This window comes from Photorhabdus sp. CRCIA-P01 (genome assembly GCF_003545805.1).
Taxonomy (GTDB): domain Bacteria; phylum Pseudomonadota; class Gammaproteobacteria; order Enterobacterales; family Enterobacteriaceae; genus Photorhabdus; species Photorhabdus antumapuensis.
Genome location: NZ_NMQR01000076.1, coordinates 1 through 12,345, shown reverse-complemented (window position 1 = coordinate 12,345; position 12,345 = coordinate 1). Strand labels below are relative to the sequence as shown.

The following is a 12,345-nucleotide window of genomic DNA, read 5'->3' as shown; positions in this document are numbered from 1 at the left end:
TGGTAATAACCAAGGTATGATCCCCAATTATGGGGAACGGCATCGCTATGGTGAACCCATTTCAAGGGCATTTGTGGAATCAACAGTGAATGAAGTTATTGCAAAAAGAATGGCAAAAAAGCAGCAAATGCAGTGGAGCCAAGAAGGTGCTCATTACCTTTTACAAACTCGAGTGGCCGTTTTGAATGATGAATTAGAAAGTCTCTTTCACCGTTGGTACCCTAAACTGAATAACACGAATTTAGATGCAATTTAGATGCAATGGCGGCGTAAATACCCCACTCTTTTTTATGCTCTCCTTTTTTACTATCAATTATAGGGATGCATGAGCGTAACTGATGATTACTCAAAGCGATTCTGTGAGCGATGCACGTTACGGAGCACCCAGCGTGTCGGATTGGTTACCTAAACGGCAAGCTTATCTTCGCATTGCCATATATGTCCTTGGAGGGCAGCCTACCATATTTTTAAAAAAGGTGGCAAAAGCGCTATCGCTGGAAAAAGCCAGTTGGCTGGCGACGTCAGATTGAGCGTATCCCTCTGCTAATAACTCAATTGCTTTGATTAGCCGCCATTGTTGCCGCCACTGTTGATAGTTCAGCCCCGTTTCACGCTGAAAAATGCGGCTAATGGTTTTTTCTGATGCGCCGATATAACTAGCCAGCTCGTACAGAGGCGGAACTGTGATCATATCGGCTAAATTTCTCAGGCGGCGGTCACTGGGCAGGGGCAACAGGGTTAATTCGCGTGGTGCCAGTTGTATCTCATCTAGGCATACCGCTAGAATATTGGCGGTCGCACCGTGCTGCCAGTTGGTATCGAACTCGGCGATGGCAATGCGTTCCAGCACTTCACGTAGCAAAGGTGAAGCTGTCAGGACTTCTAAGCATTCAGGCAGACTAGGGTAATGGGAGCGATCGAGATACACCGATCGATAACCTACCACACCACTAACTTGCACCCGATGCTCTAGCTGTGGTGGAATCCAAGCGATACGACCCGGCGGGAGCATACAGATGCTCTCATTGAGCGTAATTCGCATGCAACCTCGCTGACTAAACAGTAGTTGCCCCATCCTATGCCAGTGTGGACCAGAGTCATGCTGAGCCAATTCGGCTGCGATGCCCAATACGCTGTTGCCGAGCAAATCTGGATCAAAGGTATCCTGAGCGTTAAGCCATGTCATATACTGTTGCTGTCCGATTATGTAAATTATTTGTCTTTTATATTGTAGCAGACGATAGAGTGAAGATGATACCTTGATATCCCTAATTTTACCTTTAGACACAGGACTTGCTATGCAACGCAAACTTACCCTTACACTAGCAACATCTATGATGATGTTTCCCCAAGTGGTGGAAACGATCTACAGCCCAGCGCTTACTCATATTGCTGAAGGGTTTCATGTCAGCGCGGAAATGGCCGCGCAAACCTTGTCCTGTTATTTCTTTGCTTTTGCCCTCGGCGTTGTGGTATGGGGACGAATGTGTGATGTTATTGGACGGCGTCCTACTATCCTTGCCGGACTAGCGTTATATATGTTGGCATCTATCTTAGCTGTCTTCTGCGATAGTTTTACCATATTATTGGGGGCGAGGGTGTTGGCAGCCTTTGGTGCGGCGGTGGGATCAGTGGGTACTCAGACCGCCATTCGTGATCAGTTCAGCGACTACGAATTGGCGCGGGTGTTTTCGGTGATGGGGATAGCTATAGCGGTTAGTCCGGCGATTGGTGTGCTGAGCGGTACGTTACTGACCCATTATTGGGGCTATCAGGGCGTATTTAGCGGCCTGGCGATATTAGCGGCGGTGTTGTTGGCTTATGCTGCATGGCAACTGCCAGAAACGCGCCCACAAAAGGTCGTAAAAAGCTCCTTTTTCGGTACCTTGGGTCGTATGACTAAAGATGGTGACATTTGGCACAGTGCATTGTTGGTCGCTTTATTCAATATCTGTATGTTCAGTTATTACCAGTTAGCACCGTTCCGTTTTGAAACACTGGGTCTTCCTGCGCAATGGTTTGGCTATACAGGACTGGTGTTGGCGGTCGGTGTGGGTCTTGGCGCAGCCATTAACAAGCTTTTGATCGCCAAGCACTGGTTATTTACTGCGTTGCTGACACTGGCGTGTGTTCTGCTGCTTTCCGGCGGTATCTTCGTACTTTTGCTGGAAGAAACGGTATGGTTTGTCTTGCCAATGATGCTGGTTGTGATGGCATATGGTATTGCCATTCCCAATATTCTGGCGCGTGCCCTGCGGCATTATAAAGATTGTATGGGAACGGCAGGGGCGATCCTTGGTTTGATGTATTACCTGATGTTAGGGGGCGGCCTAGTTCTGGCAGGGTTGGCGCAACACCTTGGCATGGTACTGACAATCAGCAGCATTTGTGCACTGATGCTGGCAGGGAGTATCGTACGTAGAGAACGGAAACTCACCTTGCCAGAAGGTGAAAACGAGCGCTCCTGAGTATTTAAACGTTGGTCGGTGCTAAATGACCGGCCAACAACCGATGGAGCCTTGCGACTACGGAATCATATTCCTCTGCCAGATACATATGCCCACCGCTGTTGAAACTCTCCGCTTGCGATCTGGCGCCAATCCGCTAAATCTTGCTCATCAATCCAGTTATCACGGTTCCCCTGAAAAACAGCCAACGGTGCCTGATAGCTGGTGCTTTGTGGAAATAGCAATTGGGCTGAAAGTAACAAATCTGCGCGGATTATCGGTAGGTAAAAATCGAGTAATATACTCTCGTTACGCAGCGTGTCGCTTATACCTCCATTAACTAATAAAGCATTAAGCAAAGCGTTACGTGACATCCTCAATAGATGTCCATGACGTGCTCTAAAAGGTGAAGAACAGGAAGAAATAATCAACTGTAACGGTGGCTGTGGAAGCATAAGCGCTGCGGCAAGTGCCAACCTGCCGCCAAGGCTATGGCCAAACATGATCAAGGGTTTTTCTTGTAGAGTGACCAACGCCTGTTGTAACTCGTTGAGCAACGTTTGATGTTGGCAGAGCGGTGTTTCATCTGCTCGTTCTTCTCGGCCTGGATACTGTACGGCAAATAACTCAATGTTCTGAGACAGCAGTTTTCCCCAATGTTGAAATGCCATGGCACTACCGCCCGCATGTGGGAAAACGATCATCCGTAGTTTTCCTTGACGTTCTGGAGTCAGTTTTTTCAGGCAACGCAGTGGTGAAGGGAAGTGTACGATGTGCATAAGGTTTACCTACCATTATAATAATGGTGATCTTGGAAAAGGGATCTTGCGATCCCATTGTACATTTACTTTCGTTTTACGATCAGTTAATTGCATCCCACAGTTCATCAAATACCGGGTTAAAAAGCGTGGACTTCAGATAGTCTGAGCCCGCAGAACCACCTGTACCTTTACGTCGACCAATCGTACGTTCGACCAGTTTTACATGCCGATAACGCCACTCCTGTAACAACGAATCCAGATCCAGCAACTGATTGAGTAATAGTGACTCGCAGGAAGGGCGTTCTAACATACCCTTGATAACCTCTTTCTCACTTTGCGCTGGGTCGCCCATCTGCATTAGTTGGGCTCGCACAGCTTCCCAGAGTGAAATAGGACGTACAATCACCGCCAGACTTTGCTGGATATCATCATCTAGGTATTGCTGAAGTTTTTTGCTGTTTGCTTTACCCAGAAGTGCCTCAATACCGGCAAATTGATAAGATTGAAAACCGCTAGCGGTTCCCAAATAACCTCGAAAACGTTGGAACTCATGAAATTTCAATGTGCAGATGACTGTAATCTGGTTTACCACTGTTTGTGTAATGGCATTAACACGGATCATGACTTCGATGGCTGCGGGTATTTCACCGGCACCAATCAGGTCAATTGCCTGGTGGATTTCATCGATCAACTGTTTAAACCACAATTCATACGTTTGGTGCGTAATAATGAACAGATTTTCATTGCGGTGCTCACTACAAGGTGAGGCAGGTTGCTGGAGTGCTAACAGTTGGTTCAATTGCAAATAACTTGAGTAGTTCATGACGCGTTTTTACCTTATGAAAACGGGAATAGGACTGGCTGGCTGGGAAGGGCATCCCCTGAGAGATCCGGTAACTGTATGGAAAGAAAATAGTGACCAAGGGAAATATGCGGTGGTACGCGGATCAATTCAGTCACAGAGGCACACTGACGTTCGGCAATGGGCGAAGCGAGATCGGTTATCCCCCAAAAGCAGCGATGGTTATCCATTCGTCCACCGTCATTTAGCCTGTCAATGGAAGGTATATCCACCAATAGGTGCTGAACACCCAGCTCTGTTATGCGTGCTATCGCCTGATGGCTAAAGTAGGGGGCTCCTCTGCCACTAGGGAGCCAAGGGAGTTCATCGGTCGCAATAACCAATGCTTGTAGATAATCTGAAGTCAACAATGCTAGCTCACTATCGACAGCTTCTCTAGTGATCACCCAATCATCATCTTCAGCGCTGGAGTTATAACTATCCTTCATTGCTGAGGCTCGTTGTAACGGCACTCGGATCAGCGTAGCAGCAATAAAAGGGGAAAAATTGAGATCGGCCACATTGTGTACATCGGGTAAAATGTGCCCAATGCACTCTGTATGAGTCCCATGACAGTGTGGTACCAGACTAATGCGGGAGGCATTGCATGCCCCCCCAAACTGCACACTGGCTACGGCGTTACCATAGCGGAGGGGATCATCACTGGCTGGCGTGACACCATAAAGGCTTACGGAGTTATCCGCAAAACATAGCCGGGTGGAGAGCCGAATTGGCTCTCTGTGATGGATATGGTGCGTACGCCCTTGGTAGTGTATTTCAATGCGTTCCATGGGCGGTTTCTCCGGATTTGCTCTGCACCAATACGGTCAGTTCGCGAATCTGGCTGTGCAGAATAAACTCCCTGATCGTTAAGGTGATCCCCAGCTCCAGACGGATCGCATGCAGCAATTGCGGGATTTGTAATGAATTACCGCCAAGAGTGAAGAAACTGTCCGTGACACTGACCTGTGCTAACGCCAGCACCTGTTGCCAGACCTGCTGCATCTTGTGTTCTGCTTCGTTGGCTGGAGGGATATAATCGACCTCTGAAGCTGAGTAGTTCATTTCCGGTGCAGGTAGTTTGCGTATATCGATCTTGTTGTTATTGGTTAATGGGAATGTCTCCAATACCACAAAACCGGAAGGGATCATAATATTCGGCAATTTGGCCTTCAATGTTGTACGTACCATTTTTTCATTCAGCGTAACTCCTGGAACCAACTGCAGATAGCTGACAATCCGGGCATGTTGACCTTCACCAACAATCAGACTCATCGCCCGCTCAATGATTCCGATAGCAGACAAACATAGATCGATTTCTGTCAGTTCAATACGGTGACCGCGGATTTTCACCTGATGATCATTACGGCCCAGATACTCCAACTGCCCCTGTCGGGTAAACCGAACAATATCGCCAGTGCGGTACAAATAACGTCTGCTACCGAGCACCTTACGCTGTAAGAATACCTTGTCAGTTAACGTCTGGTTGTTCCAATAACCTGGTGAAACACCCGCTCCCCCAAGATAAAGTTCGCCGAAAGCACCACTCGGCATCAGGTTGCCAGCTTCATCCATAACAAAAGCATCCGTCATATTAATTGGCATACCAATACATGCACTATCACCGTGGTGCGTCAGATCGGCACAGGTAGACCAAATAGTGGTTTCCGTTGGGCCATAAACTTGCAGTATCTGGGTAGCGATACGCCGCAGCTGTGCTAATAGGACAGCAGGCATTTTCTCGCCACCACACAACACCGTCAGTGGACGCTCTGTGGCTGGAGAAAGATGGTTAACAATGGTGCTCCATACGGTAGGCGTTGCCTGAATAACGCGGGGTTGCTGTTGCTCAATAAAATGGTACAGCCTTACGGGATCCATCGCTGTCTCACGTGGGCATAACACCACATGCGCACCACTAACCAATGAGCAAAACAGCTCTAGGCCAAAGATGTCAAAACTGATACTGGTCAGACTGAGTACTTTATCTTGGCTCGCTAATGCCAGGCGTTCGACAAAATCATTAGTGAAGTTATTCAGGTTACCCTGAGTGATCATCACTCCTTTAGGGTTTCCTGTCGAGCCTGAGGTATACATGATATAGGCTAACATCTCGTCAGAAAGCATTGGCAGCGGTCTGTCTGTTACAAGGCGTGTAGCTACTAGTGTCTCAAAGCTGAGAGTTGCAATATGATTTAATGCGCAATCGGAATTATCATCCGTGACCAATATCCGGGTTTGTGCGTTTTCAACCATGTAACTTACGCGATCTGCCGGATAATTAACGTCAATTGGAACATAATGTTTGCCTGCCTTAAGCACGCCAAGTATCAGGGCTGCAACGCGGCAACTTTTCTCCATCATGATGCCAACAGAGAACGTTTGGTTATCAATGGACTGTAATGCGTGGGCGATACGTTCAGATATATCCCATAGCTGACCATAGTTGTATTGTTGTTGTTCACAACTGACGGCGATATTATACGGTTGTGTTTGCGCCATTCTGTGTATTTGTTCAATCAACGAACCGCGTCGGTTTGTCACCGGATTGCAGGCCAGTTGTAATAACCAGTTCTGTTCAGAGGCGCAGAGCGGATTAACAGTAGAAAGAGGCGCAGAGCTGGGCAGCGTAAGCAGTTGATCCAAAACCTGTTCATAGTTATCCAGCATCATCTGCATGGTTGCAGGATAGAAAAGCTCACTGGCGTAATCGAGTTCTATAACGATGGCTCCCTCAGTCAGATTGAAGTTCCACGTCATATCGAACATTGAGAAACCAGATGCTACAGGGAGTCTCTGCAACGTACAGCCATGCAGACCCGTTTGACACACGTCGCCAGCGTTTTGCAAGATTGCCATAATCTGGAATAGTGGATTTTTATTCGACACCCGTTCATATTCGATCTGATGCAGAATACGGTCGAAAGATAGCTGCTGGTGCTGATAGGCACCGATACAGGTTTCCATCATTTTGTCGATCAGATTGGCGATAGTGTCTTGTGGGCACAAGATGGTGCGTAATGGAACAGTATTAACGTGGAACCCACTGACCTGTGCCAGAGACAAGTTATCGCGCGCAGAAATAGCAGTGCCGATCATGATATCTTGCTGCTGAGTATATTTTCCCAATAAATAAGTTAATGCGGCTGTAAGCAGGACAAAAGGTGTAGCACCCAATGTCTTAGCCTGTTGTTCCAACAGCATGGCAATGTCGGCTTGTAGTGAATGGCGTATGCGATCGCCTGCGTGTGTCGGCATCAACGGGCGTGGCTTATCCAAGGGAAAATCGAGTTCACGGCAGCCTTCCAGACGTTGCTGCCAGTAAGTGATCTCGTTCTGAGTACAAAAATTCACACTATTGTTGACGATGTCAATGGTCTGAATCTGCGACAATAGTGGTGCAGGTTGTACGCCAAGGCACAAATCGTTGTAGTGTTGCCACAGATCGTTGAGGATAAGTTGTTCGCTCCAGGCGTCGGTCAAAATATTGTGTTTCACCCAGACCAATACATGGTGTTGGTCATGGTAATGCAGCAAGCGTAGTGTGACCGGAGGTCGTTGCGTAATATCGAAAGGCGTCTCACACAATAATTTCACCAGCTTTTCAAGCGGCATTTGTTGCCCGTCTACACTATGATCAGCCAGATTTATTGGAATATGCGGCTGTGCATATTGATAGGCTAAGCCGTTCACCTCGGTAAATTGGGTTCGCAAGCTTTCATGTTTTTCATAGATTGAGTTGACCGCCCGTTCAAAATTTGTGAGGTCTAATTGGCCGAGAATCTCTATGGCGAGCGGAAGGTTGTAACTACAATCATCGGGGTTAAGCGCACTCAGGTACCACAGCAGGTTCTGTTGCGGACTCAGCGATGTGCGCCGCTCCTCAGCAATTGTAATGGTGCGATCTGCCACGACTGCCTTGTTCTCAATATATTCAGCCAGTTTACGAATTGTATTGTGCTGGAAAAGATCGGCGATATTCAGGCGGCAACAGAGATCACGAGCGATGAGAGCCACAATTTTGCTCATCGTCAGGGAATGAGCGCCAAGATTGATAAATTCATGGTTAACATCAGTATGTGAGCACCCAATAGCATTTGCCACAATCCGTTCTAGAATGGCTTCCGTTTCGGTTTCAGGTTGGGTAATACGATGAGTCTGATCGTCAAGCGGCCAGCTCTCTAACTGTTGACGGGCAACTTTGCCGTTGATTGTCAGTGGTAGCGAAGATAAGAAAACAAAGGAGGCAGGAATAGCCGCGGGGTGCAGTAATGGCACCATTGCATGACGAAGAGTATCTGACGTTAATTCTGGCGAAGTCGGTTGCACGAAGGCGACCAAAATCTTATCGGCAGATTGCGTTCTGGCCACAACACAAACGCTTTCTACCTGAGGATGGCTGCGTAGGGCACTTTCCACCTCACCGATTTCAATACGCACACCACGAATTTTAACCTGATGATCCCGGCGACCGATGAAAATGATATTACCTTGTTCATCCCACTTGGCGATATCCCCTGTTTTGTAAAAGCGTTCTTCATTTGGCATATATGGCAAACACATAGTGACAAATTTTTCAGCACTCAGCATGGGCTGATGTAAATAACCTCGAGCCAAACCGTTACCAGCGATGCATAGCTCACCTTCAAAGCCTACTGGCATTGGGTTATGGTATGCATCCAAAATATGACAACGGTAGTTTTTCAACGGCGCACCAATACAATTCCATGCAACGCCAGGACGGTATTCACACAACGAGGTGGCAATAGTGGCTTCTGTTGGTCCGTAGCCGTTGCACAGACGTGTATGATCACTCCACCAGGCGACCACGTCTGATGGGGGAGCATCTCCCATGACGATTATGCTCTGTAAACCTTGCCAGACGTCACGTGGTAGAAGTTCTAGTATGGCAGGGGTAATGGTGACATGCCCAACCTCATGCTGAGCCAAATAATGATGCAGCGCACCGACATCGGTATGCAGTTCTGCCGGAGCTAAATACAGTGTGGCACCACTGACGAGTGCACCATAAATATCCCAACCGAATGCATCGAAACCGAGTGATGCAATGGCTAACACACGACTGCCTATGCCTAATTGAATAAAGTCCCGGTGGTTTTGTGCAACATTGCTTAGCCCCTCTCGGGTGACCATCACGCCTTTCGGTTTGCCGGTCGTGCCAGAGGTGTAACAAACATAAGCCAGTGATTCTTTATTTGCTGAGGGAAGGTCTCTAGCAGAAACATGTAACGTTTGGTAATTGATAGTAGATGATAAGATGCAAGGGGCATTACCTGCTTTTAGTGGTGAATCTGCCAAAATAAGCGTTGGCTGTACATCATCTAGAATACTCTGATTACGCGTTTCCGGCGCTTGAGGATCGAGCAGGATGTAAGTTTTATTGCTTTTCAGAATACCCAATAGGACTATCAGTAATAGCGCTGATTTCTGCATCGCAACCGCAATCAACGACCCATTGTTACCATTCTGCTTGAGTAGCCAACACGCCATCTGATCTGATGCTTGATTGAGCTCACCGTAACTGTAGTCGCGATTGTCTGCATGTAGCGCGATAAGCTCTGGATGTATCTCAGCATGATGATGAAACAGCGTGGTAATATCGTGGGACAAGAGGCTTGGATCACCGGTTTCGTTAAATCTTCTTAGCTGGTATAGTTCATCAGGTTGTGTTATGAAAGGGGCACGAGTGGGGTCAATGGTGGCTGACACTAATGCATCCAAATAATCCGTAAAACGACTGAAACGCATATCGTCACCACAAATGCTAACCTGAGTTCCATCCCCATTTTCCACGACACGTATCATCACTCTGGATTTAGCATACTTATTATGTTTAAGTGCGCCAGTTTCGTTAAAGAAAAAGTGCGTCAGATACCCATTGTCGGATGTGGCCACTGTTGCCAGGACCGTATGAAAATCAGCATTGGGATACCAAGTCATGTGACTGAGATCGCTCGCACACATTCCTTGCATCTGGTCCCCCAATCGCTGCAATAAGAGGGTTATCAGGCTACGAATACAGTCTGGCTCTTCAGCATAGAATTTTCGGTCGAGGTGATGGGGTGTATCTTGGATTGTGGGATGCTCACCGCGAGATAGCCCTACAACAATATCAGTAATTTTGTTACTAAGATGCTCAAGGTAGTTATCCTCTGCACCATGGTCTTCGCGAGAAATATAACCGCACAGATAACCGGATTTACTCGGTGATGTAAAGTACAGAGATAAGCGTTCTTGAGCTTGTAGGGTATCAAGATCCTTAACTATTTCTTTATTTGAGGTTATGAACAACAGGTTTTCTGTTTTTTTTTCCAGCGCCTGTATTACGGATGCATGGTTTTCTGTTGTGATGATTAAATTTAATTTTTTTTCAAGTTTGTTTATTGAGGTAAGTAGAATGACCTCATGACCCAACTCGCGAATTTCTTCGGTAATTATTTTTCCACTAGCGTTATCGCCAATATATCCAATATTCAGCAATTCCATCTCTGCTTCCTATGAACAATAAATTCCCGTGGGGGCATAAAGATGACCCTCAATTTTATGTGTTAAGATTGCGCGTGCGTTGCTTTAGCTATTGGTAGGTCTGCAAGGATACCTGATTTTTCCAATGCCAATAACATTTGTTCTGTGACGATATTATTTGTTTCCCAAGGCTTGACTGTGGTTTCAGGATAAGTATCGTCAATAACTGCGGCAATGACTGCTTCTTCCATGTTTAAATGTCGCAATATTTGCGCACCAAAATCCTTAGCGATGACATCTGTCGTATAGCCTTCAATAAATGTCATAATTGGCGTTTTCATCGCTTGTTTCATTTGCGCATCGCTGTGACACCAGATATGGCCTAGCACCTGTTGAGAAAATCGTGCATGACGGCCCTCATCAGCAACATGATCTTTCATCACCAAATAGAATGATGGGAAAATATCTTCATTATTGATAACATCGATCAGGTCGGTCGTTAGCGCTTGTTCAGAGAGAGACACACATACCAGCCGCAGCAATTCACGTAGCTCATCACTTGATTGTTCAAGCGCCATCCCAAGCGCGTATGAAGCTTCCGTATCTTTGGGCATAGGCAGCGGTGTAATGCCTGTCATTTGTTCGACCTGATTAATCAGATCCAGAGCAACAAGCGCGTGATATGATTCATCCACTACCACAGTTAGAGCATCCAGACGCATCTCAGTGGGGAAATCAACACCAACGGTGTTTTTGTAAAGCTTGTAACTGGAATCGTTAATAATATCCAGTTCAATGCTAGCTATTCCGTTCAGGTAGTGATAAAGCATTTGTACTTGGATATAGCATAGCGCTTCATCACCTAATACGTTGACTTGCGGGTGCGTACACAGCGGAAGGCGTTCAAGAGGAAAGAAAAGGGAAGAATGATGGTCTTGTTCGTTAAGTAATCGGCGAGGACGGGAGCGGACAATAGCAGAGCGATCCCATTTCTTTAATGTGGTTTCAATAAGACTCATAAAATAGTCCTTATTTAATAAAGTTCGATTTCGATATCTGATTCTGAATAGGCACAGCAAGCCAGAATTATATTCTCTTCTAGTTCATCTTCGCTTAATGCACTCTGTTTCCCATGACGCACCTGGCCTTTTATTAACACCATTTTGCAACAGCCACATTTTCCTGCTCGACATAAACAGGGAATATCGATGTTATATTTATCAAAATTTTCCAGTAACGAGGTTTTCGAGCAAAAGTTACCAACATCCGTGCCATCAAGAATAACTCGATGCCCATCGGACTTTGCTTTAAAAGACATGGTTAGTATCTTCCTTTAATGGATTGAGAGTTTTTATGATTTCCTTTTACAGCAGTGACTATATTAAATATTTTTATCTATCTAACCTCGAAACACACAGTAGCTTTAGTGTCATTTATTGTCAATGCAACTTGTTAAAAGTATTAACATTTAATTTCAATGCGATTGGTTTGATCATTGTCCGGATGGAATTGGAGAGCATAAAAAAGAGTGGGGTATTTACGCCGCCATTGCATCTAAATTGCATCTAAATTCGTGTTATTCAGTTTAGGGTACCAACGGTGAAAGAGACTTTCTAATTCATCATTCAAAACGGCCACTCGAGTTTGTAAAAGGTAATGAGCACCTTCTTGGCTCCACTGCATTTGCTGCTTTTTTGCCATTCTTTTTGCAATAACTTCATTCACTGTTGATTCCACAAATGCCCTTGAAATGGGTTCACCATAGCGATGCCGTTCCCCATAATTGGGGATCATACCTTGGTTATTACCA

At 46.2% G+C, this 12,345-nt stretch carries 8 protein-coding genes and 2 pseudogenes; 2 read left to right on the top strand and 8 right to left on the bottom strand.

The annotated features are described in order from the left end of the window. Positions 1–256, top strand: a pseudogene (locus D3222_RS22540) (ISKra4 family transposase); the annotation flags it as partial. Between the two features lie 162 nt (positions 257–418). Here D3222_RS22540 and D3222_RS22535 read toward each other — a convergent pair. Continuing rightward, entirely contained in the window at positions 419–1,186 is a 768-nt protein-coding gene (locus tag D3222_RS22535; protein WP_118988109.1) for an AraC family transcriptional regulator, read from the bottom strand. Positions 1,187–1,298: 112 nt separating this feature from the next. On the opposite strand from D3222_RS22535, the gene D3222_RS22530 reads away from it, so the two are divergent. Continuing rightward, positions 1,299–2,468, top strand: coding sequence for a multidrug effflux MFS transporter (locus D3222_RS22530; RefSeq protein ID WP_118988108.1), 1,170 nt, complete (start codon positions 1,299–1,301; stop codon positions 2,466–2,468). Positions 2,469–2,533: 65 nt separating this feature from the next. On the opposite strand, the gene D3222_RS22525 is transcribed toward D3222_RS22530, so the two are convergent. From D3222_RS22525 to D3222_RS22495, 7 genes and pseudogenes are all read right to left on the bottom strand, one after another. After that, complete coding sequence (locus D3222_RS22525) at positions 2,534–3,226, bottom strand: thioesterase II family protein (protein WP_118988107.1); 693 nt, start codon at positions 3,224–3,226, stop codon at positions 2,534–2,536. Between the two features lie 82 nt (positions 3,227–3,308). After that, complete coding sequence (locus tag D3222_RS22520; protein WP_118988106.1) at positions 3,309–4,031, bottom strand: tryptophan 2,3-dioxygenase family protein; 723 nt, start codon at positions 4,029–4,031, stop codon at positions 3,309–3,311. 14 nt (positions 4,032–4,045) lie between these two features. After that, entirely contained in the window at positions 4,046–4,840 is a 795-nt protein-coding gene (locus tag D3222_RS22515; RefSeq protein WP_118988105.1) for a cyclase family protein, read from the bottom strand. Then, a complete protein-coding gene (locus D3222_RS22510) occupies positions 4,827–10,556 on the bottom strand; it encodes a non-ribosomal peptide synthetase (protein WP_118988104.1) in 5,730 nt (1,909 codons plus the stop codon). The genes D3222_RS22515 and D3222_RS22510 overlap by 14 nt, the downstream gene beginning before the upstream one ends. A gap of 62 nt (positions 10,557–10,618) precedes the next feature. Beyond that, complete coding sequence (locus tag D3222_RS22505) at positions 10,619–11,554, bottom strand: diiron oxygenase (protein ID WP_118988103.1); 936 nt, start codon at positions 11,552–11,554, stop codon at positions 10,619–10,621. 14 nt (positions 11,555–11,568) lie between these two features. Next, a complete protein-coding gene (locus tag D3222_RS22500) occupies positions 11,569–11,853 on the bottom strand; it encodes a 2Fe-2S iron-sulfur cluster-binding protein (protein ID WP_118988102.1) in 285 nt (94 codons plus the stop codon). A 236-nt stretch (positions 11,854–12,089) separates the two neighbouring features. Continuing rightward, positions 12,090–12,345: pseudogene (locus D3222_RS22495) on the bottom strand (ISKra4 family transposase); the annotation flags it as partial.